Source organism: Castellaniella sp. (genome assembly GCF_049651205.1).
Taxonomy (GTDB): Bacteria; Pseudomonadota; Gammaproteobacteria; order Burkholderiales; family Burkholderiaceae_B; genus Castellaniella.
Genome location: NZ_JBASBR010000003.1, coordinates 41,486 through 63,942 on the forward strand (window position 1 = coordinate 41,486; position 22,457 = coordinate 63,942).

A 22,457-nucleotide genomic window follows, 5' to 3' on the forward strand; every position below is an offset into this window, starting at 1 on the left:
CATACAATAGAGCGCATCAAGGAAAACCCGGCCAAGCCGGAGAGATTGTATGACTGTTTCGGTATTCGACTACGAGGGTGAGCTTCTGGCGTGTGCCCAGGGTGATCGTGCGGCTTTCCATGCGCTGTACCATCAAGAAGCTGGCGCCATGCGGGCTTTGGCCCTGGCCATGCTTGGAGACGAAGCACTGGCCAACACGGTTTTGCTCGAGGCATTTACACTGATTTGGCACAATGCCGCTGGCTACAGCGCTGGCATTGGCACTGCACGGGCCTGGATCTACAGTATCTTGCGCTACCGCGCACTCGACCATCAACGCCAGTTGCGTGCGCAGGGCGACACCAGTGCTGAACAGCTGCCATTGCCCTCCCTGTCCTTGCACCCAGAACGGCCGTCCGGCGCCGTACACCATGTGCTGGCCAGCTTGCCGGCTCCCCAACTGGACGCCCTGTTATACGCTTATCTGCACGGTGGCAATGCCGCCCGCATCGCTGATCATCTCGATCGCTCCGAGCCTGATATCGACGCCTCCATCGAGACCGTCCTGACTCACATCGACGAGGCGGTTCACGCATGAAATCGCACCGCCCATACTCTGATCACGAAATCGCACGATACGTATTGGGCCTGGACATGGGGCCACACACACAAGAGATCCAGGCACGACTGGCACGCGACAATGCTGCAGCGGCCCGCGCACTCAAGTGGGAAACCTATTTTCTGGATATCGTTGACGCGCTGCCCGCCTCGCCACCACCACCTTCTGTGCTTGCGCAGCTGGAAGCCAGCCTGAGTATGGAACCCTACCCCCCACAAGCAGCTTCAGCAGTGCCTGATACGGATGCTGCCGATGCGCACCCCCCGGAGGTTGCAAGGACGCACGTCTCAAGAAACTACTTTAAACAGCCGCGCGCCTGGCGAACCCTGGGATTGATTGTGGCGGTTGCCGTGCTGATGTTTTTGACGTGGGCAGCCTTAAAACCCCTGCCAGACGAAACCCAGGTGCAGCAAACAGTGCACCTGGAGGCAAGCCCTGCTACAAATTAAGCAGGCCTTCAGCCTGATCCGGCCGATGCCTGCTTTGGAGCGCATCGCCAAGGCGATCGCGGATCGCTGAAAGATCTGCCCTAAGTGCTTGAAGCTCGGCGCCTGTCAGGCGTACGGCGGCATCCTGATCATGCGGCATGTCGGGGCCCTCGCCCAGACGGTTGCGGGCACCGGCAATCGTAAACCCCTGCTCGTAGAGCAAATCGCGAATCCGGCGCACGAGCAGGACTTCGTGATGCTGATAATAACGGCGGTTACCACGGCGCTTGACGGGTTTCAGCTGCGCAAATTCTTGCTCCCAGTAGCGCAAGATATGCGGTTTGACTCCGCAAAGCTCGCTGACCTCGCCAATCGTGAAATAGCGCTTGGCAGGAATGGGGGGCAATGTGGTTGCAGGGGTTGCAGCGCTCATGCGGCTTCCCCGGCACACTCAACACTGTCTTTGAGCTTTTGACTGGCGTGAAAGGTAACCACGCGCCGGGCAGAAATCGGGATGACCTCGCCTGTTTTAGGATTACGCCCCGGGCGCGGCGGTTTATTGCGCACCTGGAAGCTGCCAAACCCGGACAGTTTGACTTCAACACCATCTACCAAAGCATCGCGAATCTCGGCAAAAAAGGTATCCACGACATCTTTGGCTTCGCGTTTGTTCAAGCCAACCTTCTCGAACAGAAGTTCGGCCAGATGGGCTTTTGTGAGTGTCCGATCTGTATTCACCGACAAGTCTCCTATGTACGCAAACGGGCCCCGTGCTGGCGGGACAGAGCCTCTGTGAGGCTATGCATGCAATGTTCGATCTGGGCTTCTTCGAGAGTGGCATCCTGGCCCTGAAACCAGAAACGCAAGGCCAAGCTACGCTGCTTGCCCGAAGACGTGTCGCGCCAGATGTCAAACAGTTTAATGTCTTTAACCACCGATAGGGCGGCATCCGACGCAATCTGATGCTCAAGTGTATCAAGCAAAGACTGCCAGGGTTGATCCGCATCTACCCAGATGGCCAAATCGCGGACCACCACAGGCTGTCGCGACAGGTTTTGAGGGGTGGGAAATACTCGCCGCGCAATAGTGTCGGCATCAATTTCGAACACCACCGGCGCGTGAGGCAGATCCAGTGCCTGCGCCCAGCGTGGATGCACCTCACCCAACCAACCCAGGGCCAGTCCGTCCAGCAGCAATTGTGCGCTACGGCCAGGATGCAAGGCAGGGTGGCTGGCGGCCACGCAGCGCAAGCCGCTTGCACGGGCACCCAGCAAGGATTCGAGGTCGCGCTTGAGGTCGAAAAAGTCGACTGCACGATCTGGGACGGCCCATTGTTCGGGCACGGCAGGCCCCCACGCAGCCGCTGCCAGCCGGGTGGGCTGGGATACACCAGCCACCGCGAGATCGCCATCAACCACGGAGCCATCGCGCGCAAACACGCGGCCAAGCTCGAACACACGCACGCGGTTCTGTTTATGCTTGGCATTGTGGGCGATATTGGCCAATAAACCACCGATCAAACTGGAACGCATCACGGCCAGCTGGCTGGCGATGGGGTTCAGCAGGCGAATGGGTTGGTCATTGCCGCAATAGTTTTGCTCCCAGGCTTCTTCCACAAAAGAGAAGTTGATCACTTCCTGGAAATCCAGCCCCGCCATGGCAGCACGCATGGCATGCGGGCCATAAAGGGTTTCTGGCACCGCCCGCATACGAGCCGGGGCAACGGGGGGTAGATCAGGAATTTGGTCGAAGCCGTAAATGCGTGCCACTTCTTCGATCAAATCTTCTTCAATTTCCAGATCAAAACGGGCGGCAGGCGGCGTCACCTGAAAAACGTCGTCATTGTGCGTAAATTCGAAGCCCAGCCGGGTAAATACATCAGCCACTTGCTGGCTGTCGAGTGTCACACCCAAAACCCGAACACATCGGGACAGCCGCAGCGTCACGGGCTCACGCTTGGGCAATTGGATGATCTGGTCGTCGAGCGGCCCAGCCTGGCCACCGCAGATATCCAGAATCAACTGCGTCATGATGTCCAGATGTGCAGGAATCGTGGAAAAATCCACACCGCGCTCGAAGCGGTGAGCGGCTTCGGATGTCAGCTTGTAGCGACGCGTAAGCCCCATGATGGCTTTAGGCCACCAGAAGGCACCCTCAAGAAACACGTCTGTTGTGTCCAAGGTGACGGCAGAGGCTTGCCCACCCATAATGCCGGCCAGACTTTCGGGGCCATGGCCTGCGTCAATCACACCGACATCCCGAGACAAAGTGACGGTCTGGCCATTAAGGAGTTCCAGCGACTCGCCCTCATGCGCCCAACGCACGGTCAGCCCACCCTGAATACTACTCAAATCGAACACGTGCGTGGGCCGTCCAAGCTCCAGCATCACGTAGTTGGAGATATCCACCAGCGCCGACACCGAGCGTTGGCCGGCACGCTCGAGGCGGGTTTTCATCCACTCGGGGGTAGCGGCCCGGGCATTGACGCCGCGGACGATACGGCCCGCAAAACGGCCGCAAAGATCAGGAGCTTGCACGGTTACTGCAAGACGGTCTTGCAGCATTACTGGCACAACAGGTACCTCGGGCTGATGCAGCGCACACCCCGTCAGCGCGGCAACCTCGCGTGCGACGCCCTGTATGGACAGGCAATCAGCCCGGTTGGGTGTCAGTTTGATCGTGAAGATCGTATCGTCGAGCTCCAGTGCCGTGCGCAGATCAGCACCGGCTTTCAGTTGGTCTGAGAGCTCGAGCAAGCCCGCGTGATCTTGCGACAGGCCAAGCTCGCGTGCCGAGCACAGCATCCCGTGCGACTCGAGCCCGCGCATTTTGACCGGGCCTATCGTCATGCCCCCTGGCAAGCACGCCCCCACCTGTGCCAAAGGCACGGTAAGACCCGCTGCGGCATTGGGCGCCCCGCAAACAATCTGCAGCAAGGTGCCCGAACCGTCGTTGACCTGGCACACCCGCAGCTTGTCGGCATTGGGGTGCGGCTCGATAGATTCGATTTTTGCCACTACCACACCGGAAAATGCCGGCGCATAGGGCTCAGCGTCTTCTACCTCAAGGCCTGCCATAGTGAGGCGATGAGACAAGGTCTGGCTGTCAATATCGGGATTGGCCCAGCTACGCAGCCATGATTCTGGAAATTGCATGATTCGGTTCCGTTTCGCTCAGTGCAGAGACTGGGATATCAGAGATTGAATTGACGCAGGAAGCGCAGATCGCCCTCAAAGAACTGGCGAAGATCATTGACGCCGTAACGCAGCATCGTGAGGCGCTCGAGCCCGGAGCCAAAGGCAAAGCCGATATAGCGTTCGGGATCCAGCCCGAAATTGCGCACGACTTGTGGGTGCACCTGCCCGGAACCGGAGATTTCAAGCCACCGGCCTTGATTGGGGCCTGAGGTAAACATCATGTCGATCTCGGCGGATGGCTCGGTGAACGGGAAAAATGAGGGTCGAAACCGTAATGTGAGATCCTCGGTTTCAAAGAAAGCACGCAGAAAATTGGTGTACACGCCTTTGAGGTCTGCAAAGGAAATGTCCTCTGCGATCCACAGGCCTTCAACCTGATGAAACATTGGCGAGTGCGTGGCATCGCTGTCAACCCGATAGGTGCGGCCCGGTGCGATGACCTTGATGGGCGGCTTGTTCATCCGCGCGTAGCGTACCTGCATCGGGCTGGTGTGCGTACGCAGCACCAGCGGCAAGCCCGTATTGTCTTGCATATCCACATAAAACGTATCCTGCATCGAACGTGCAGGGTGGTTTTCAGGATTGTTGAGCGAGGTGAAATTGGTCCAATCGTTTTCGATTTCGGGGCCATCAGCCACATCGAAACCAATCGAGCGGAAAATCTGCTCGACCCGCTGCCAGGTACGAATGACCGGATGAACGCCCCCGGTGCCGCGCCCTCTGCCAGGCAATGTGACATCGATGGTTTCGGCCGTCAGGCGCTGGTTGAGCGCTGCCTGGGCGATCTCGGCCCGGCGCGCGTTGAGCAGTTGCTCCACCCGCTGCTTGGCTTGATTGATCTCGGCGCCGCGACTGCGTTTTTCGTCGCCCTGAAGACCTGCAAGCCCCTTGAGCAATGCGGTTAAAGAGCCTTGCTTGCCCAAAAAGGCAGCTTTTTCATTTTCGAGGGTCGCAGCGTCTGCGGCTTGCGCAAAGCGCGCCCTGGCGTGCGAAATCAACTCGTCGAGCGTCGTGTCCATAGCTTCTTCCAAAACACAAACGGAGCCCAAATGAGCTCCGTTTGCGATGAGACAGAATCGATAACGAAACTGTTTTAATCAGGCGGCCAGTGCGGATTTTGCCTGAGCCACGACGGCAGCAAAACCAGCTTTGTCGTTGACAGCCATATCGGCCAGCACCTTGCGGTCGAGTTCGATGGAGGCTTTTTTCAGGCCAGCAATGAACACGCTGTAGGTAACGCCGAGCTCTCGGCAACCTGCATTGATACGGGCAATCCACAGTGCACGGAACGTGCGCTTTTTGTTGCGGCGATCGCGGTAGGCGTATTGGCCTGCACGCATGACCGCCTGCTTGGCAACCCGGAATACATTACCGCGGCGACCGCGGTAGCCTTTGGCGGCTTTAAGAACTTTTTTATGGCGTGCACGAGCTGTGACGCCGCGTTTGACGCGAGGCATGAGGTATCTCCGATCAGGCGAAAGGCAACATCGCCTTTACGGAGGCGATATTTGTTTCATGGACAGCAGCCGAACCACGCAGCTGACGCTTATTTTTCGTGGTTTTCTTTGTCAGGATATGACGTTTGAAAGCTTGGCCGCGCTTGATGGAACCACTGCCGCGCACCTTAAAGCGCTTGGACGCGCCTTTTTTGCTCTTCATCTTGGGCATGACGATTACTCTGTTGACTTTGCGAATTCAGGTGGCCCGACATATCGAGGCACTTGTCCAACCCGGTATCCGCAATCTGCTGAAAACCCGCCATGCGCAACGTGCACGAACGGGCTTGTTTTCCATAATTGAAGTATGGAAAAGCCCTTGATTATAGAATGATTTACTGGGTTTTGTCTAACCCGGCGCCCGTTTGCGCTTGTTCAAGTGCCTGCACACGGGATTCGAGTACTTGCACGCGATCAAGGGCACGCGCAAGAAGGGCAGCTTGTATGTCGAACTCTTCGCGCGTGATGAGATCCATGCGGGCAAAGGTTTGTGCCATCAGCGCTTTCATGTTGCGCTCGATGTCGGCCGCCGGTGTCTTGGCCAGCATGTCGGACACGTTTTTTTGAAAGTCGTCCAGCCACTGATTGGGAGCGATCATGAGGGTCCTCCTGCAGGTAAAGCGTCTATTTTAACGGTTTACGCACTGACATCATCTGACGAGGGACGAAATTGCACCGCTTGTGCCACGTGCTGCAATCGAGGTTGCTCAAGCCCATCCAGGTCGGCCAGTGTACGGGCCACCCGCAAAGCCCGCTGGCTTGCCCGCGCAGACCAGCCCAGGCGTTGGATAACCTCTGCCAGCAATGCGCGGGCTGCATCATCCAGTTGAACATTGGCCAGCAAGCTGGTTGCCTCAAGCCGGGCATTGAGGCAACCTTGGCGTTGCAACTGCCGCTGGTGGGCCGCCAATACACGCACCCGAACGGCTTCCGAAGACTCTCCAGCCGGTAGCTCGTGCCAGGCTTTCTCGGCAGCCAGCGTCACATGCAAATCGATCCGGTCGAGCAAGGGGCCCGACACCTGAGCACGATACTTCAGGATGCGCTCCTGAGGACAGCGGCACACACGCCGTGGATGGCCGTACCAACCACACGGACATGGATTCATGGCAGCCAGAAGCTGAAATCGAGCCGGAAAGCGGTAACTGCCTGCAGCCCGTGCCACTGTTACCGAGCCTGTTTCCAGGGGTTCGCGCAAGGCTTCCAGTGCCCGGCGATCAAACTCGGGAAGCTCATCCAAAAACAGCACACCATGATGCGCCAGACTGATTTCTCCCGGGCGGGGATGTGCACCACCTCCCACCAACGCAGCCGTGGACGCCCCATGATGTGGTGCCCTGAAGGGGGGCGCGGCGCTTAGGCCTTGCTGTATGGATACCAGCCCCTGAACCGCCGCGACCTCCAGTGCCTGCGTCTGGGTAAGCGGCGGCAGCAAACCGGGTAAACGCTGCGCCAACATGCTTTTGCCCACGCCCGGCGGCCCACAGAACAGCACACTGTGGCCGCCAGCGGCGGCGATTTCCAGGGCCTGGCGTGCCAGCGCCTGACCGCGCACTTCGCTCATGCAAGCCAACTGGCTGGAAGCAAGCGGCAAAGCAGCAGGCGTCGCAACCAATAGCGGTTGCCGACCGGCCATATGCGCCACAACCTCTTCCAGACTTTGGGCCTGAAGTACACACAGACCGGGCACCAGAGCCGCAATACCCGCAGCAGGCGGCGCAAGGATCAGAACCGCTTCGTGATCTTCGCGCGCAAGCGCCAGGGCAATGGCCAGCGCCGCCCGCTCGGCCATCAGCGCGCCGGTCAGGGACAGCTCACCCGCCAAGACATAGTGCGACATCTCTGTGGCACCCGAGGGTGGCCGGTCGATCTGGCCGGAAGCCAACAGAATCCCCACTGCAATCGGGAGGTCGAAGCGGCCAGAGTCTTTGGGCAAATCTGCCGGTGCCAGATTGACGGTAATCCGGCCGGATGGAAACTCAAAGCCGCAGCTAAGGATGGCAGATCGAACCCGATCCCGGCTTTCTCGAACGCCGGCGCCAGGCAAACCCACAATCGAAAAAGCAGGCAGACCACAGCCGACATGCACCTCTACCTGGACAGGCCTGACCTGAAGCCCAAACATGGCCCGACCGGCCAGCACAGCAAGCGACATTGCTCATCTCCCCCATCCTTATCATTGCCCCAAACTATACGGGCCCCAGCCACCACCGGGCATTGGAACAGGCTCATTCTGTCCTGCACCAAACGGGTGCACACCCCTCTTCTCCTTGCACCATCGCGAGGCATATCGCGCTTTGCGACAACACGCAAATTTCACCTTTCCCAATCGCGTGTCCCTGCCCCAACACGTGCAAGTTCATGACGCATCCAACACGGCAATGTGTTGGCACGCCTTTTGCTATGTAGGCACTGCCAGATAAACAAGGAAGACTCATGAAACTCATCACCGCCATCATCAAACCCTTCAAGCTGGACGAGGTGTACGCCGCCCTGACAGCAGCCGGGATTCAGGGCATGACAGTGACCGAAGCTCGCGGCTTCGGAAGGCAGAAAGGTCATACAGAGCTCTATCGAGGCGCTGAATATCAGGTCAGCTTTTTACCCAAATTGCAGATTCAGATTGCTGTGTCTGACGAACAGCTTGAACTGACGATTGAATGTGTGTGCCAGGCAGCACGCACCGGCAAGATTGGTGACGGCAAAATTTTTGTCACACCCCTCGAACACACTGTACGGATTCGCACGGGTGAAGCCGGCGAATCCGCCCTTTGAACCATACCGGAACCTGCAAAAATGGATAAAAGCGATGTTGTCTGGGTACTGGTAAGTACCCTTCTGGTCTGGCTGATGTGCGTCCCCGGCCTGGCGCTGTTCTACGGTGGGCTGGCCCGCGGACGCCATGTGCTGTCGGTAATGAGCCAAACACTGGGGGCCTGTGCACTGGCCATGGTGCTCTGGTTTGCTTACGGTTACTCACTGGCCTTTGCGCCGGGCTCTGGCATCCTGGGCGGTCTGACACATCTGGGTCTGGCCGGGCTCTATGTCCCGGGCGCAAGCACCACCCTGCCCCTGAGCGGCACGATTCCTGAGCTGCTGTTTGCGCTATTTCAGGGTGCATTTGCAGCAATCACCTGCGGCCTGATTACGGGCAGTATCGCCGAGCGTACCCGCTTTGGCGCCATGATGCTGTTTACCGGCATCTGGTTCACACTCGCCTACCTACCCATTGCCCACATGGTCTGGGCACCCAATGGCTGGTTGCATCTGCGTGGCGCACTCGACTTCGCAGGCGGCACTGTTGTGCACATCAGCGCAGGCACTGCAGGTCTGGTTGCTGCCCATCTGGTGGGCCCCCGCCAAGGTTATGGCCGCCAGGCGATGCCTCCCCACAATCTTCCTTTCAACCTGACTGGTGCCGCACTTCTCTGGATCGGCTGGTTTGGCTTTAATGGCGGATCGGCACTTGCTGCCAACGAGCAAGCCGTGCTTGCCGTGGTCAATACGATGATGGCAGCCGTCTGCGGTGTGCTGGTCTGGCTACTGATCGAGCGTGTCTTAAGAGGCAAGGCATCTTTGCTGGGAGCCGTCTCGGGTGCGATTGCCGGCCTGGTCGGCATCACCCCGGCCGCTGGGCTGGTTGCACCCAGCGGTGCCCTGGTGATCGGCGCACTGGCGGCCTGGGCGGCCTTCTATGGCGTCAACGGACTCAAGCGCCTCCTGGGCGTTGACGATGCCTTTGATGTCTTTGGCATCCACGCGGTGGGCGGCATCGTCGGTGCCCTGCTGACCGGCATATTCCAGTCGAGCAGCCTGGGGGGAGCAGGCCCCGCCGGCGCCCTGTCCATACTGTGGCAGACATGGCTGCAGACAGAAGCGGTCGTTATCAGCATCATTTGGGCTGGCGTTGTTGCCGCACTGGCTGTATTTGTGGCCAACGGCCTGATCGGTTTGCGGGCATCCGCCGACCAGGAAAGTGTCGGTATGGATCAAAGCGATCACGGAGAGAACGCTTACCCCATGGCCTAGAGACGCGCTCCGCGGCAAATCTTCATGTTCACGAAAAAGGGCGCTTGAGCGCCCTTTTTCGTTGACTATCCTCTGGCCATACATAATGGCCAAGCAGACTTATTTGCTGCTGTCAGTGCCGCTACCCACGGCGCCCTGAATCGCCCCATCAGCCTTTTCAGCACCTTCCTTGATTGCATCACGGGCGTCGGTGGCAGCCTCACCCATCTTGTCGCCGAGTTCCTCTGCCTTGGTCTTTGCATCCTCGCCAGACTGCTTGATCTGCTCTTCCAACGTAGGCTTATCAGTCTGGGAGGAGGAATCCTGGGACGACTGAGGCGTTGTAGAGGGTTCTTGAGTGGCTGGCGGCACAGGGGCTGGCGTGGGGGCTGTGGACGGAACCGGCGCAGCCGGGGGTGCTGCGGGTTCGTCACTCTTGGAGCAAGCCGCCAGCAGGCCCATTGAAGCGACGACTGCGGCCATGGTAAGCGTTTTGCGCATTGTATTCATGATCTTCCCTTTTCCAGTTTCCATCGACGGAATTTTTTTAAAGACCGGACTGTAACAGCCGGGCTAGTTACAATTCTATCGACCTTGAATAAAGGGTAAACCCTGACATGTAAACAGCCATTGCAGGCGGCGCCAGGCAAAACACAGGTTTTGATTTGGACACCCAAGGGAGAAACGCAGCAAGTGGGCACACAGGCGGCTCTGGCGCAGCCAACAACTGGACACAAAAGACCCGATGCAAATACCGGGCAAATAAGGCCATAGAAAGAAATTCAGGCTGACAAGGTACTTAGATCGATGCGCGCTGCTCGATTCAGTGCAGAGGCCACCTTGACGCGTAAAGCATTGGAATGCGCCTTGCGAATCTCTTTTTTGACGTCCAGCAACTGCTGCGGGTGCATGGAGAAACCGGTCAGCCCCAAGCCCAGCAGCATACGTGTCACCCGCACGTCACCAGCCATCTCGCCGCAGACGGACACAGGCTTGCCAACGCGCTCGCCTGCATTGATCGTGTGCGCAATAAGCCGCAAGACGGCCGGGTGCATGGGGTCGTACAGCGATGACACATCCTTGTCGCCCCGATCAATGGCCAATACATACTGGATGAGATCGTTGGTGCCAATCGAAAGAAAGTCGAGCGTCTCCGCAAAGGGCTCGATGGCAATGGCCATCGCAGGGATCTCGACCATGGCACCCAGTTGCACCCTGGTTTCGTGGGAGATTCCTGCGTCACTCAGCTCTTCGGCTGCACGCGCCAACGCGCGCCGCACAGCCACGACTTCGTGCATATGCGACACCATGGGGATCAGCACCCGCACCGGACCATGCACCGCTGCCCGCAGCAGTGCGCGCAACTGAATGTTGAAGAGCTCCGGGTTGGCCAGACAATAGCGAATGGCACGCAATCCCAGGGCGGGATTGGTCGCGACCGTCGCCTCGCCATCCAGTGTCTTATCAGCGCCGATATCAAGCGTACGGATGGTCACCGGCCGACCGCCCATTGCCCGTACTACCGATGCATAGGCAGCATATTGCTCATCTTCGTCGGGCAACTCGGCTCGTCCCATAAAGAGGAACTCGCTGCGAAACAGACCAATACCCTCGGCACCTGCCGCCAATGCATCGGCAGCTTCTTCGGGCAGCTCGATATTGGCTTCCATCCGCACCTGTACACCATCAAGCGTTATGGCCGGTGCAAAACGCAAGCCTTTGAGCTCGTCACGCTCACGCAAGAACGCCGCTTGCCGCTCGTGGTACTCGCGCAAGATTGTTGGGGAAGGATTGACCAGCACCATCCCGTTGACACCATCGACGATCAAAATATCGCCATCGCGTACCAAAGCACGCACTGTCCCCATGCCCACCACGGCCGGCACGTTCATGCTGCGTGCGACGATGGCGGTGTGTGAGGTTGCGCCACCCAGATCGGTGAGAAAAGCGCCAAACTTGCCGCTGCGCAGTCGCATCATGTCCGGGGGTGAAATATCGCGCGCCACAACAATCAGGCTGCCATCAATATCCACACCGTCCAGATTGGGCAGCCACGATGCGGTACCTGACAGTACCCGGAGAACCCGCTCGATCACTTGTCGGACATCGGCACCGCGCTCGCGCAGATAGGCGTCTTCCACTTGGGCAAATTGCTCTGCCAGCGATTGCCCCTGAGTAGTCAGCGCCCATTCGGCGTTGTACTGGCGCTCGTCGATCAGTTGGCAGACTGACTGCACCAGCATGGGATCCTGCAACAGCATGGCATGCACTGAAAGCAGCACACTCAGCTCACGGGGCGCGTCCAGTGGCAGCGTGTCTACCATCTGCTGGAGCTCTTGGACCGCGCTGTTTACTGCCGCGCACAGCCGCTTTTTTTCGGCAGTGATGTCTTCGTCAGCTATCCGGTAGTGAGCAACTTCGAGCGCAGCGGCACTCATGACAACTGCGCGGCCAATGGCATAACCACGCACCACACCTTGCCCATACAAACAAAGTGTCGAGGACAGCCCGGAGTCTGGCTCTGACCCGCTCATGGGCAAATCTGGCCGATCATCCTGTCAATGATCATTCGGCCTCTCCAAACTTGCTCTCGAACAAAGCCCGGATATCCTTGAGCGCCTGCTGCTCATCGGCACCACTGGCATCAATACGCACGGTAACTCCAAGCCCGGCGGCCAGCATCATGACACCCATGATGCTTTTTGCGTTGACGCGCTGTGCGCCACGCGAAATAAATACGTCGCTGACGAAGCGGCCTGCCAGCTGGGTAAGCTTTGCCGCCGCGCGCGCATGCAAGCCAAGTTTATTGGAAATCACCAGATCCATTGATGGCATGGGCAAAACTCCTAACTAGCAGTCGGGAGGGGGATCTGCGTTGACTATCCCGCGTAACGCCCCCTGTCGCACGCGTTCGCTGAGGGATTCCGGGTTGTCCTGCTGGTCGGTCAAGGCTTTGAGCACCATGCAGGCATTTGTGCCCGTCAATAGGTGAATGATATAGCCTTCTTCGAGCGCCTGGCGCAGTGCCTGGGCCGCGATGTTGAAAGGCGTTGCACCGTAGAGGTCGCTGAGCAGCAATATGGGTTGGTCCACCTCGCCAGAGTGAATCCACGCCAACAGGTGATCCGCGTGCTGATCGGGGGGTGAATCCGGTTGAATATCGAACACCTGGAGATCAGGCACCCGACCCAGCACATGCTGGGCGCAGGACTGAAACGCTGAACCCAGCGGCTGATGCATCACCAAGGCGATACGGGTTTTCATACGCTGGAGCCCACCGCCTGCTGCAGCGCCTGTACGAACCGGCCAGCGACATCAAAGCCTGTTTGTTCAGTAATCTCGACAAAGCATGTGGGGCTGGTGACGTTGATTTCGGTAATGTAGTCGCCGATCACATCCAGGCCAATCAAGAGGAGCCCCCGCGACGCCAGGTGATCCGCAACTGCCTGGGCGAGAGCGAGGTCGTGGGCCGACAAAGGCTGTGCAACCCCGCGTCCGCCGGCGGCCAGATTACCCCGCGTTTCTCCTTGGAGTGGCAAGCGAGCCAGGGCAAACGGCACAGGTTCGCCACCAATGATGAGAATGCGCTTATCGCCATCGACGATTTCGGGAATATAGCGCTGCGCCATGATGGTGCGAGTGCCCATCTCGGTAAGGGTTTCGAGGATGGTGCCCAGATTGGGCTCTTGGGGCTGCAGGCGGAAGATCCCAGTGCCGCCCATGCCGTCCAGCGGCTTGACGATGACATCACCCTGCTGGGCATGAAAGGCCCGCAAACGAACCATATCGCGGCTGACCAGTGTTGGCGTGGTGTACTGCGCAAACTCTGTAATGGCGAGCTTTTCGGGGTGATTGCGAATCGCAGCACCCGTGTTAAACACGCGCGCGCCCTGTGCCTGAGCATAATCAAACAGATGCGTGGAGTAGATGTACTCCATATCGAAGGGCGGATCCTTACGCATCAGAACCGCATCAAAGTCGGTCAGGTCGGTATCAACCGCGGCATCATCCTGGATCCACCAGTTATGACCACGCCAATCAGCATCAGGCCGCAGTTGCATACCGGTAGCCGCCACCCGCACCCGTCCCTGATCAATAAAAAGATCAGCCTGTAAGGCAAAACTGAAGCGGTGGCCTTGCGCAGCAAGACTGCGCATGATGGCCACAGAGGAATCCTTCCAGGCTTTCAGGCCGGGGAGCGGATCAATGACAAACAGCACATGCATGACAACATTATCCATGTGAAGCAGATCGACCCGACACCGACGCCGGGCCGATCAGAAAAGAAGATCAGGCTGCATCACCCTGTTTGCCTGCCTTACGGCGCGGTGCCAGCACCATGACCATTTGCCGGCCTTCGAGTTTGGGCATGGCTTCAACCTGGACGAGATCACCGAGATCGTCACGCACGCGTTCGAGGACACGCATGCCGAGCTCTTGGTGAGCCATTTCGCGGCCACGAAAGCGCAGCGTAACCTTGGCCTTGTCGCCGTCTTCGATGAAGCGGCGCAAATTGCGCAGCTTGACTTGGTAGTCGCCTTCATCGGTACCGGGACGGAATTTGACTTCTTTGACTTGTATTGTTTTTTGACGCGCACGGGCCTCGGCCTGGCGCTTTTGTTCTTGGTATTTAAACTTGCCGTAATCCATCAGCCGGCATACGGGCGGCGTGGCAGTGGGTGAGATTTCGACGAGATCGACGTCGTTTTGCTCTGCAAGCGCTAGCGCTTCGCTGGTGCGCATAACGCCCAATTGCTCGCTGTCGATGCCAATCAGGCGGACTTCGTGGATACGGATTTCACCGTTGACGCGGTGTTTTTTTTCGGTTGCGATGTCAAGGACTCCTGGAAATTAATAAAACGAGGGTATCAGGCCTGACCTGACTGCCCTCCTTGGTCTCGGGTGGCGATTTCCTGGTGCAGGCGCGCCGCAAAATCGGCCAGCGGCATGGTGCCTAAATCAAGTTTGCCACGCCCGCGCACAGAAACGATACCAGATTCGCGCTCTTTGTCGCCTACAACAAGGATATACGGAACCTTCTGCAAACTGTGTTCTCGAATTTTACGAGTGATTTTTTCACCACGCAAATCGGAGGACACCCTAAATCCTTGTTTAACAAGGGTTTTGGAAACTTGCGCCGCATAATCGGCAGAACCCTCGGAGATGCAGCACACCACTGCGTGCTGCGGTGCCAGCCAAACCGGCAATGCGCCCGCGTGATTTTCGATCAGCATCCCGATAAAGCGCTCGAGGGAACCCAAAATAGCACGATGCAGCATCACAGGCGTGCGACGTTGATCCTGGGCATCCACGTACTCGGCTCCAAGCCGTGCAGGCATGGAAAAATCTACCTGGATGGTACCGCACTGCCAGTGACGTCCGATGGCATCCTTGAGCGTGTACTCGATCTTCGGGCCATAGAACGCGCCCTCGCCTTCGGATACCGCGTAGGAGCAGTGCGCCAGATCGAGACTATCCATCAGGGCTTTTTCGGCCTTGTCCCAGACATCGTCAGCGCCAATGCGTTTCTCGGGGCGCGTAGCCACTTTATAAAGGATCTCGGTAAAACCAAAATCGGCATACACCTTTTGCAGCAAGCGGGTAAAGGCCGCACACTCGTCTTGCAGTTGGTCTTCGGTACAAAAAATGTGGCCGTCATCCTGGGTAAAGCCGCGCACGCGCATCATGCCGTGCAGCGAACCAGAGGGCTCGTTGCGGTGGCACTGGCCAAACTCGCCATAGCGCAGGGGAAGTTCGCGATAAGAATGCAGCCCGGCATTAAAGATTTGCACATGGCCGGGACAGTTCATTGGCTTGAGCCCGTACACACGGTTTTCGGACTCTGTGGTGAACATGTTTTCTTTATAATTATCCCAGTGGCCTGTCTTTTTCCAAAGCGACAAATCGAGGATTTGTGGTGCCTTGACTTCCTGGTAGCCGTTATCCTGGTACACCTGACGCATGTATTGCTCGACTTGCTGCCAGATAGTCCAGCCTTTGGGGTGCCAGAAAATCAGGCCGGGCGCTTCGTCCTGGAAATGAAACAGATCCAGCTCACGGCCAATTCGGCGGTGATCCCGAAGCTCGGCCTGCTCAAGCATGTGCAGATAGGCGTCTTGGTCGGCCTGACGTGTCCAGGCGGTGCCATAGATGCGCTGCAGCATTTCGTTGTTGCTGTCTCCGCGCCAGTAGGCACCGGCAACTTTCATGAGCTTGAAAACCTTGAGGCGCCCCGTGGAAGGCACGTGGGGGCCGCGGCAGAGGTCGATAAAATCGCCCTCGCGGTACAGGCTGATTTTCTCGTTGCTGGGGATGGACGCGATGATCTCTGCCTTGTAGGCCTCGCCAACTTTCTTGAAGAAGGCCACGGCCTCATCACGATCCCAGACTTCACGCACCACGGTTTCATCACGGCGGGCAAGCTCGGCCATTTTCTTCTCGATGGCTTCGAGGTCTTCGGGGGTAAAGGGCCGCTTGTACGAAAAGTCATAGTAAAACCCGTTATCGATCACCGGGCCAATCGTGACCTGAGCATCCGGAAACAAGGTTTTTACCGCATAAGCCAGCAAATGCGCCGTGGAATGCCGGATCATGTCCAGGCCTTCAGGATCTTTCTCGGTAATGATGCTGAGAGTTACGTCGTGATCGATTTGGTGACTGACATCCACCAGGCGGGTTTCGCCATTTGTCGTGAGTTTGCCACCCAATGCTGCCTTGCCCAGACTGGTTCCGATCGACTGAGCAACGTCGAGTACAGAAACCGCATGATCGAACTCACGCTGTGAGCCGTCGGGTAAGGTGATGCAAACCATGAATATGTGTCCTGAAAATACAAAACGCGGCCTGCGCCGCGTCGGAATAATTTAGATTGCCATGCAGGAAGGGTCTTGTATCAGTTTAGCAATCAGGCTGCCAACAAGCAATTTGCATCGACGGATCAGCCACTAAAACATCAGAACTTTTTACGATTGGAAAAACAAAAACCGCTGCCTGTAGAAAGCAGCGGCTTTGAAAATACTGGTAGGCAGTACTGGATTCGAACCAGCGACCTCTACGATGTCAACGTAGCGCTCTAACCAACTGAGCTAACCGCCTGAAGAAAGAACGAGATTGTATGGGTGATTTTTGGAGCTGTCAAATGGCTTGGGGCGATTACAGAGGGCCATCCGAGGGATGGGATCCGGTCGCTTGAGAAGCTACCAAGCCATTGGCCGGGTTGCCTGATGCCGCTTCAGTTTGGGCGAGTTGCGACAGGAGCGAGCGGGCCCACCGCCGTGCCGGCAAGCGGGTTGCGGTCTCAAGGGCAGCGGCACGATCCATCAAGTCTTGTGCACTGCCCGACAGCACATGGCCCTTGAATGCCAAAACCACGGTATTACCCTCGTCCACCTCCGGCAAGCATACAAACTGACCGTTGAATGCGCGGTCGATGGCCTGCAGATTGCGCTCAAAGCTGGCATGCTGCCCAAACAGATTGACCGTCATGACGCCGGGCTCGTCGAGGATACGATAGCAATCCTGGTAGAACGCCGGCGTATCGCACACCGGGCCCTGCGCATGGCTGTCGTACACATCCACCATCAAGGCTCGGTAGTGCCCTGCCCGGGTGGGATCCGCTACCCAATCCAGCGCATCCGTATGGTGAATGACAGATCTTTCCTGGGCCGGCAAGCGAAAAAACGCCCGGCACATCGCAGTGACTGCCGGATTGCGCTCGACGGTATCCACTGCCGAGCGCGTATGGCGCATAGAAAACCGCAGGAGCGAACCGGCACCCAACCCTAAAATGGCCAGATTATCACGGCTGCCTGGCCGCACAAACAGGAGCCAGGCCATCATCTGCTGGGTATACGCGAGCACCAGTTCGGACGGCCTGGCCACCCGCATCGCCCCCTGGATCCACTCTGAATTGAAGTGAAGAAACCGGATACCGGCTTCCTCGGACAGGGTCGGCTCGTCATCCTCCCAGGACGACTGCGGGCGGGTGCGGGATTTGCGGGCGTGAGCCATAGGGTTGCAACGATAAAAAGAACCGGTGATCAGAGACGTTCGAAGATGGCTGCAATGCCCTGCCCGCCACCAATGCACATGGTAACCAAGGCATGGCGCCCCTGCACCCGCTCGAGCTCATGCAAGGCCTTGACGGTGATCAGGGCACCGGTGGCACCAATGGGGTGGCCCAGGCTGATCCCGCTGCCATTCGGGTTGACCTTGGCAGGATCAAAGCCCAGTTCGCGCGACACGGCGCACGCTTGGGCGGCAAATGCTTCGTTGGCTTCAATCACATCGATCTGATCAAGGGTCAGACCTGCACGTTGCAAGGCGGCCCGAGTAGCCGGCACTGGGCCAATGCCCATGTATTGGGGATCAACCCCGGCATGCCCGTAGGAAACCAGACGCGCGATGGGTTTGAGCCCCCGGGCTTTGGCGGCACTGGCTGTCATCAGCAACACTGCGGCCGCACCGTCGTTCAAGCCCGACGCATTGCCGGCTGTGACAGTACCGTCTTCTTTGGCAAACACAGGGCGCAGCTTGCTGAAGCTTTCGGGAGTAGCATCGAAACGCACGTGCTCGTCCTGATCAAACACGACCTCGCCCTTGCGGGTTTTTTGTTTGACTGGAACGATCTGCGACTTGAAATAGCCTTGTTTAATAGCGTTTTCTGCCCGGTGATGAGACTCGAGCGCCAGCGCATCCTGATCTTCGCGCGAGATGCCGTATTTCTTGGCGACGTTTTCTGCCGTCACACCCATGTGATATTTTTCGAAGGGGCACGACAAGGCGCCGGTCATCATGTCGATCAGACGAGAATCACCCATCCGGGAGCCCCAGCGCTGGCCTGCTGCAATATAAGGCGCACGGCTCATGCTTTCGGCGCCTGCGCCGATGGCTACCTCGGCATCTCCCAGCATCAAGCCTTGTGCCGCCGACACAATGGCCTGCAAACCTGAGCCGCACAAACGATTGACGTTGAAGGCGGGAGTTGTCTGGGGAATTCCTGCATTGATCGCGGCCACCCGCGACAAATACATATCGCGAGGCTCGGTATTGATAACATGACCAAACACCACATGGCCGACCTCTTCGGCGGAGACACCCGCCCGTGACAGCACCTCGCCAACAACCAAAGTACCCAGTTCGCAGGGTGCCACGTCTTTGAGGCCGCCGCCAAAATCACCCACCGCGGTGCGGCAGGCCTGAATAACTACGATATCTTCCATGCTGTGTCTCCTGTTGGGTGCTGCGTTGCAGCAATAAAGAGACATGGTAGCGTATTGGCCCGCCTGTGCAAATGCCCCTTGCAGGGCACCGACTGCGGTTGATTGAGTTCAGGTTTTGCTTGGCAGCACCTTGCGCAAGGCAGCTGCCAGCTCTGCTGCCGAGAACTTGGCGACATAGCCGTCGGCCCCCACACTACGCACGTGGTCTTCGTTGGCAGAGCCCGACAGAGACGAGTGGATCACCACGGGCAAGGCCCGCAAGCGGGGGTCCTGCTTGATATTGCGGGTAAGCGTGAAACCATCCATCTCGGGCATTTCGAGGTCTGTCAGCACCAGGCCGACCTTGTCCTGGATGGATTTTCCCTCGGTGTCTGCCTCACTTTTGAGTGCATTAAGCCTGTCCCAGGCCTCACGCCCCGATTTGACCATCTCAAAAGGCAACTGCATGGCCTTGAGTGCCTGTTCGAGCAAGGAACGCGCCACAAAGGAATCGTCGGCCGCCAGCACGATAGAACCTGGCCGGATGGAAAGCTTCTCGCCAATTTCCTGTTCCTTGACCTGATGGCGATCTTTCTCGGGCGTTACTTTTTGCAGGATCGCCTCGACATCCAGCACTTGCGCCAGGCGCGAATTGTCGCCCGCGCCATCCAACCGGGCCATGCTGCTGACCAGGCTTTGCGACGTACCGGTGGACTCGGCGGAGATGACCTGGTTCCAATCTAGACGCACGATATCGTCAACAGACTCGACCGTAAAGGCCTGGGTCGTGCGGCCAAACTCGGTAACCAGCATCAAGGACGGCGGTGCAGACAGCTTGCTGCCCACGATCGCGGGGAGATCAAAGACCGGAATGACCTGATCGCGCAGTTGGACAACACCCAGGGAGTAGCGTGGCGAGCCCGCAACTGCCGTTACGGTGGGCATCGTGACGATCTCACGCACTTTCAGGACATTGATCCCGTAAAGCTCCGACTGGCCGGACTCGGTATTGGTGCCCAGCTTGAACAACAAAAGCTCGAAGCGGTTAGTGCCTGTGAGGCTGGCAGAATCATCCACCATGGGTTGGCTGGCGCTCATGTGCCGGTTTCCTGTTGAAACATCAAAACGATCTGAACGGCCAGTGTACGAGATTGCGAACGGCCCAATCTGTCTAACACAGGCACTGACAATGGTTAATTCAGGGCTAAAATACCGCCGCCCAAGGGATCAGGCCGCTATTCCCGGAGCCCCAGCAATACCCTATGTACCGATCTGCTGCGAGATGACGTCCCATTGCCCCTGTCCCCGGGTTTGGTCACGATACAAGGCTTCTATCGCCAAGGCCTCTGCGCGAGCGCAGCGTAGCGTCCAAGTGACGCCGTAGGCATCAAACTCCGCTGTATCGAACTGCACCCCCGCAGTCAGCAAACGGGCCTGCACCCGGTCCATCTCCGCATAAGCGCAGGTGCAACACACCAGAGTTTCCTCGCGCAGCTCAACCTTATCAGCCAGGCGCAGGCATTCGGCGGCTGCACCCCCATATGCCCGGATCAGGCCGCCTGTACCCAGCTTGATGCCGCCATACCAGCGGATCACCAGCACCGCTACCCGATCACAACCCTGCGCTTGAATGGCCTGCAAAATGGGTCGCCCGGCGGTGCCGCCGGGTTCGCCGTCATCATTGAAGCGATATTGGTCACCATACTGCCAGGCCCAGCAATGATGCGTTGCCTGGACATCGTGATGAGCCGCAAAAAAATCCTGGGCGGCCTGGGCATCAGCGATGGGTGCGGCCAACGCCAGAAAACGGCTTTTACGAACCTCTGTTTCGTGGCGGTTGGGCGCGGTTAAAGTACTGGGCATGTGGCGGCCGTGGCCTGGCATCGGGCCTGGCGCAGGCCTAGACCTCTATCCCTTGCGAGGCCAGGTAGTCTTCGTAGGTGCCGGGGTAGTCGTTCAGCTTGCCATCGGGCAAAATTTCGATGACGCGCGTTGCCAGCCCGGAGACAAACTGGCGATCATGCGACACAAACACCAGCGTGCCCTGATATTGCTCGAGCGCATATTGCAGGGATTCGATCGACTCCATATCCAGGTGATTGGTGGGCTCGTCCATCAGCATCACGTTATGGCGGCCCAGCATCAGACGGCCAAAGCTCATGCGGTTTTTCTCACCACCAGACAGCACGCGCACAGCCTTGGTAATTTCATCGCCCGAAAACAGCAAGCGGCCAAGCACAGAGCGGATCGACTGGTCCTCGTCGCCCGGCTGACGGTAATCCGTCATCCAGTCAAAGAGGTCGCGGTCAGAATCAAACTGGTCGGAGACGTCTTGCGCCATATAGCCGATATCGGCGTTTTCAGACCAACGGACTACGCCTTGGTCTGGCGCCAGGTTACCTGCCAGCAGACGCAATAATGTGGTTTTACCCACCCCGTTAGCCCCAATGATGGCCACTTTTTGACCCGCCTCGACCATGGTGCTGAGGTTCTGAATAATTGGGCGATCATAGGCCTTGGAGAGATCTTCGATGTGAACCGCCTGGCGATGCAACACCTTGTTGACCTCAAAGCGGATATACGGGTTTTGCCGCGAAGACGGCTTGACCTGAACCGTTTCGGCCTTGATGCGATCAATCTGCTTGAGCCGCGACGTTGCCTGGCGGGATTTGGATTTGTTGGCGGCAAAGCGGCGCACAAAATCCTGCAGTTCGCTGACGCGATCTTTGGCACGGGCATTGGCAGCCACCTGCCGCTCGCGAGCCTGAGTGGAGGCAAGCATGTAGTCATCGTAGTTGCCCGGATACACCCGGAGCTCGCCATAATCCAGATCGGCCATGTGCGTGCACACCTCGTTGAGGAAGTGGCGGTCGTGGCTGATGATGATCATGGTGCTGTCATAACCATTGAGCACCGTTTCCAGCCAGCGGATGGTATTGATGTCCAGGTTATTGGTGGGCTCATCCAGCAGCAGTACATCCGGATTTGAAAACAGGGCTTGCGCCAACAGTACGCGAAGTTTCCAGCCCGGCGCAATTTCGCGCATAGGCAGCTGGTGCTGCTCTACCGGGATTTCAAGACCCAATAACAGCTCGCCGGCCCGGGCTTCTGCGGTGTAGCCGTCGTATTCGGCAAACTTGCCTTCGAGCTCGGCCGCCCGCATGTAATCGTCCTCGGTGGCTTCGAGGTTGGCATAGATGGCATCACGTTCGGTCATGGCCTGCCACATCTCGACGTGCCCCATCATGACGACGTCAAGCACACGCTGATCTTCGAACGCGAACTGATCCTGACGCAGTTTTCCCAGGCGTACGCCAGGATCCAGGGCCACATTGCCGGAGGAAGCATCGAGGTCTCCACCAATGATTTTCATCAGTGTGGATTTACCCGAGCCATTGGCGCCAATGAGGCCGTAGCGGTTGCCGTCGCCAAACTTGACGCTGACGTTCTCGAATAGCGGTTTACTGCCGAATTGAATCGTAAGATTGTTGGTAGAGATCACGTTTAGGGTGCACCAGGGAAAAAGCAAA

Annotated in this window: 24 protein-coding genes and 1 tRNA gene; 4 read left to right on the forward strand and 21 right to left on the reverse strand. The window is 58.0% G+C overall.

Features of this window, described 5'->3' with window-relative positions; genetic code table 11:
* The first annotated feature begins 49 nt into the window (after window positions 1-49).
* Both WA928_RS00675 and WA928_RS00680 read left to right on the forward strand, forming a co-directional pair.
* Window positions 50-577: a sigma factor gene (locus WA928_RS00675; protein WP_424298300.1), complete on the forward strand. Its 528-nt coding sequence runs from the start codon at window positions 50-52 to the stop codon at window positions 575-577.
* The gene (locus WA928_RS00680) at window positions 574-1,047 is read left to right on the forward strand and encodes a hypothetical protein (RefSeq protein ID WP_424298302.1); all 474 of its coding nucleotides are present in this window, start codon (window positions 574-576) and stop codon (window positions 1,045-1,047) included. The genes WA928_RS00675 and WA928_RS00680 overlap by 4 nt, the downstream gene beginning before the upstream one ends.
* Here WA928_RS00680 and WA928_RS00685 read toward each other — a convergent pair.
* The 8 genes from WA928_RS00685 to WA928_RS00720 all read right to left on the reverse strand — a co-directional run bounded on the left by WA928_RS00685 (window position 1,037) and on the right by WA928_RS00720 (window position 7,874).
* Complete coding sequence (locus tag WA928_RS00685) at window positions 1,037-1,459, reverse strand: MerR family transcriptional regulator (protein ID WP_424298304.1); 423 nt, start codon at window positions 1,457-1,459, stop codon at window positions 1,037-1,039. The two genes, WA928_RS00680 and WA928_RS00685, sit on opposite strands and share 11 nt — an antisense overlap.
* Window positions 1,456-1,764, reverse strand: a complete 309-nt coding sequence (locus WA928_RS00690) for an integration host factor subunit alpha (protein ID WP_417252430.1) — start codon at window positions 1,762-1,764, stop codon at window positions 1,456-1,458. Before WA928_RS00690 ends, WA928_RS00685 begins: the two co-directional genes overlap by 4 nt.
* Window positions 1,765-1,775: 11 nt before the next feature.
* Window positions 1,776-4,181 carry a phenylalanine--tRNA ligase subunit beta gene (gene pheT / locus WA928_RS00695; RefSeq protein ID WP_424298306.1) on the reverse strand — a complete coding sequence of 802 codons (2,406 nt, stop codon included), beginning with the start codon at window positions 4,179-4,181 and terminating at the stop codon, window positions 1,776-1,778.
* A gap of 38 nt (window positions 4,182-4,219) precedes the next feature.
* Window positions 4,220-5,242 (reverse strand): phenylalanine--tRNA ligase subunit alpha, encoded by a 1,023-nt coding sequence (gene pheS, locus WA928_RS00700; RefSeq protein WP_424298308.1) that lies wholly within the window; start codon window positions 5,240-5,242, stop codon window positions 4,220-4,222.
* Between the two features lie 78 nt (window positions 5,243-5,320).
* The gene (gene rplT / locus WA928_RS00705) at window positions 5,321-5,680 is read right to left on the reverse strand and encodes a 50S ribosomal protein L20 (protein ID WP_350383166.1); all 360 of its coding nucleotides are present in this window, start codon (window positions 5,678-5,680) and stop codon (window positions 5,321-5,323) included.
* A gap of 13 nt (window positions 5,681-5,693) precedes the next feature.
* The gene (gene rpmI / locus WA928_RS00710) at window positions 5,694-5,891 is read right to left on the reverse strand and encodes a 50S ribosomal protein L35 (RefSeq protein ID WP_298015901.1); all 198 of its coding nucleotides are present in this window, start codon (window positions 5,889-5,891) and stop codon (window positions 5,694-5,696) included.
* 163 nt (window positions 5,892-6,054) lie between these two features.
* Window positions 6,055-6,318, reverse strand: coding sequence for an accessory factor UbiK family protein (locus WA928_RS00715; RefSeq protein ID WP_424298310.1), 264 nt, complete (start codon window positions 6,316-6,318; stop codon window positions 6,055-6,057).
* Window positions 6,319-6,356: 38 nt separating this feature from the next.
* The gene (locus tag WA928_RS00720; RefSeq protein ID WP_424298312.1) at window positions 6,357-7,874 is read right to left on the reverse strand and encodes a YifB family Mg chelatase-like AAA ATPase; all 1,518 of its coding nucleotides are present in this window, start codon (window positions 7,872-7,874) and stop codon (window positions 6,357-6,359) included.
* Window positions 7,875-8,155: 281 nt separating this feature from the next.
* On the opposite strand from WA928_RS00720, the gene WA928_RS00725 reads away from it, so the two are divergent.
* Together WA928_RS00725 and WA928_RS00730 are read left to right on the forward strand one after the other, a co-directional pair.
* Window positions 8,156-8,494, forward strand: a complete 339-nt coding sequence (locus tag WA928_RS00725; protein ID WP_424298314.1) for a P-II family nitrogen regulator — start codon at window positions 8,156-8,158, stop codon at window positions 8,492-8,494.
* Window positions 8,495-8,515: 21 nt separating this feature from the next.
* Complete coding sequence (locus tag WA928_RS00730; protein WP_424298316.1) at window positions 8,516-9,748, forward strand: ammonium transporter; 1,233 nt, start codon at window positions 8,516-8,518, stop codon at window positions 9,746-9,748.
* Window positions 9,749-9,847: 99 nt separating this feature from the next.
* On the opposite strand, the gene WA928_RS00735 is transcribed toward WA928_RS00730, so the two are convergent.
* The 13 genes from WA928_RS00735 to WA928_RS00795 all read right to left on the reverse strand — a co-directional run bounded on the left by WA928_RS00735 (window position 9,848) and on the right by WA928_RS00795 (window position 22,429).
* A complete protein-coding gene (locus WA928_RS00735; protein ID WP_350383175.1) occupies window positions 9,848-10,237 on the reverse strand; it encodes a hypothetical protein in 390 nt (129 codons plus the stop codon).
* A gap of 272 nt (window positions 10,238-10,509) precedes the next feature.
* Entirely contained in the window at window positions 10,510-12,201 is a 1,692-nt protein-coding gene (gene ptsP, locus WA928_RS00740; RefSeq protein ID WP_424298509.1) for a phosphoenolpyruvate--protein phosphotransferase, read from the reverse strand.
* Between the two features lie 91 nt (window positions 12,202-12,292).
* Window positions 12,293-12,562 (reverse strand): HPr family phosphocarrier protein, encoded by a 270-nt coding sequence (locus WA928_RS00745; RefSeq protein ID WP_424298318.1) that lies wholly within the window; start codon window positions 12,560-12,562, stop codon window positions 12,293-12,295.
* A 15-nt stretch (window positions 12,563-12,577) separates the two neighbouring features.
* Entirely contained in the window at window positions 12,578-12,991 is a 414-nt protein-coding gene (locus tag WA928_RS00750) for a PTS sugar transporter subunit IIA (protein WP_424298320.1), read from the reverse strand.
* Complete coding sequence (gshB, locus tag WA928_RS00755) at window positions 12,988-13,953, reverse strand: glutathione synthase (protein ID WP_424298512.1); 966 nt, start codon at window positions 13,951-13,953, stop codon at window positions 12,988-12,990. The genes WA928_RS00750 and gshB overlap by 4 nt, the downstream gene beginning before the upstream one ends.
* 64 nt (window positions 13,954-14,017) lie before the next feature.
* The gene (infC, locus tag WA928_RS00760; protein ID WP_424298515.1) at window positions 14,018-14,560 is read right to left on the reverse strand and encodes a translation initiation factor IF-3; all 543 of its coding nucleotides are present in this window, start codon (window positions 14,558-14,560) and stop codon (window positions 14,018-14,020) included.
* A gap of 35 nt (window positions 14,561-14,595) precedes the next feature.
* Entirely contained in the window at window positions 14,596-16,539 is a 1,944-nt protein-coding gene (gene thrS, locus WA928_RS00765) for a threonine--tRNA ligase (protein ID WP_424298322.1), read from the reverse strand.
* Between the two features lie 206 nt (window positions 16,540-16,745).
* Window positions 16,746-16,822 (reverse strand) — tRNA-Val (locus WA928_RS00770).
* Between the two features lie 57 nt (window positions 16,823-16,879).
* The gene (locus tag WA928_RS00775; protein WP_424298324.1) at window positions 16,880-17,737 is read right to left on the reverse strand and encodes a spermidine synthase; all 858 of its coding nucleotides are present in this window, start codon (window positions 17,735-17,737) and stop codon (window positions 16,880-16,882) included.
* A gap of 29 nt (window positions 17,738-17,766) precedes the next feature.
* Complete coding sequence (gene bktB, locus WA928_RS00780; RefSeq protein WP_424298326.1) at window positions 17,767-18,948, reverse strand: beta-ketothiolase BktB; 1,182 nt, start codon at window positions 18,946-18,948, stop codon at window positions 17,767-17,769.
* A gap of 108 nt (window positions 18,949-19,056) precedes the next feature.
* Window positions 19,057-20,025: a chemotaxis protein gene (locus tag WA928_RS00785; RefSeq protein WP_424298328.1), complete on the reverse strand. Its 969-nt coding sequence runs from the start codon at window positions 20,023-20,025 to the stop codon at window positions 19,057-19,059.
* Between the two features lie 162 nt (window positions 20,026-20,187).
* The gene (locus WA928_RS00790; protein ID WP_424298330.1) at window positions 20,188-20,790 is read right to left on the reverse strand and encodes an IMPACT family protein; all 603 of its coding nucleotides are present in this window, start codon (window positions 20,788-20,790) and stop codon (window positions 20,188-20,190) included.
* Window positions 20,791-20,827: 37 nt separating this feature from the next.
* On the reverse strand, window positions 20,828-22,429 hold the full coding sequence (locus tag WA928_RS00795; RefSeq protein WP_424298332.1) for an ABC-F family ATPase: 1,602 nt from the start codon (window positions 22,427-22,429) through the stop codon (window positions 20,828-20,830).
* Between the last annotated feature and the right edge of the window lie 28 nt (window positions 22,430-22,457).

Bases quoted from the DNA above. Each gene is read 5' to 3' on its own strand.
- WA928_RS00675 (WP_424298300.1), top strand. From the start codon at position 50: ATGACTGTTTCGGTATTCGACTACGAGGGTGAGCTTCTGGCGTGTGCC.
- WA928_RS00680 (WP_424298302.1), top strand. From the start codon at position 574: ATGAAATCGCACCGCCCATACTCTGATCACGAAATCGCACGATACGTA.
- WA928_RS00685 (WP_424298304.1), bottom strand. From the start codon at position 1,459: ATGAGCGCTGCAACCCCTGCAACCACATTGCCCCCCATTCCTGCCAAG.
- pheT (WP_424298306.1), bottom strand. From the start codon at position 4,181: ATGCAATTTCCAGAATCATGGCTGCGTAGCTGGGCCAATCCCGATATT.
- pheS (WP_424298308.1), bottom strand. From the start codon at position 5,242: ATGGACACGACGCTCGACGAGTTGATTTCGCACGCCAGGGCGCGCTTT.
- rplT (WP_350383166.1), bottom strand. From the start codon at position 5,680: ATGCCTCGCGTCAAACGCGGCGTCACAGCTCGTGCACGCCATAAAAAA.
- rpmI (WP_298015901.1), bottom strand. From the start codon at position 5,891: ATGCCCAAGATGAAGAGCAAAAAAGGCGCGTCCAAGCGCTTTAAGGTG.
- WA928_RS00715 (WP_424298310.1), bottom strand. From the start codon at position 6,318: ATGATCGCTCCCAATCAGTGGCTGGACGACTTTCAAAAAAACGTGTCC.
- WA928_RS00720 (WP_424298312.1), bottom strand. From the start codon at position 7,874: ATGTCGCTTGCTGTGCTGGCCGGTCGGGCCATGTTTGGGCTTCAGGTC.
- WA928_RS00725 (WP_424298314.1), top strand. From the start codon at position 8,156: ATGAAACTCATCACCGCCATCATCAAACCCTTCAAGCTGGACGAGGTG.
- WA928_RS00730 (WP_424298316.1), top strand. From the start codon at position 8,516: ATGGATAAAAGCGATGTTGTCTGGGTACTGGTAAGTACCCTTCTGGTC.
- WA928_RS00735 (WP_350383175.1), bottom strand. From the start codon at position 10,237: ATGAATACAATGCGCAAAACGCTTACCATGGCCGCAGTCGTCGCTTCA.
- WA928_RS00745 (WP_424298318.1), bottom strand. From the start codon at position 12,562: ATGCCATCAATGGATCTGGTGATTTCCAATAAACTTGGCTTGCATGCG.
- WA928_RS00750 (WP_424298320.1), bottom strand. From the start codon at position 12,991: ATGAAAACCCGTATCGCCTTGGTGATGCATCAGCCGCTGGGTTCAGCG.
- gshB (WP_424298512.1), bottom strand. From the start codon at position 13,953: ATGCATGTGCTGTTTGTCATTGATCCGCTCCCCGGCCTGAAAGCCTGG.
- thrS (WP_424298322.1), bottom strand. From the start codon at position 16,539: ATGGTTTGCATCACCTTACCCGACGGCTCACAGCGTGAGTTCGATCAT.
- WA928_RS00775 (WP_424298324.1), bottom strand. From the start codon at position 17,737: ATGGCTCACGCCCGCAAATCCCGCACCCGCCCGCAGTCGTCCTGGGAG.
- bktB (WP_424298326.1), bottom strand. From the start codon at position 18,948: ATGGAAGATATCGTAGTTATTCAGGCCTGCCGCACCGCGGTGGGTGAT.
- WA928_RS00785 (WP_424298328.1), bottom strand. From the start codon at position 20,025: ATGAGCGCCAGCCAACCCATGGTGGATGATTCTGCCAGCCTCACAGGC.
- WA928_RS00790 (WP_424298330.1), bottom strand. From the start codon at position 20,790: ATGCCCAGTACTTTAACCGCGCCCAACCGCCACGAAACAGAGGTTCGT.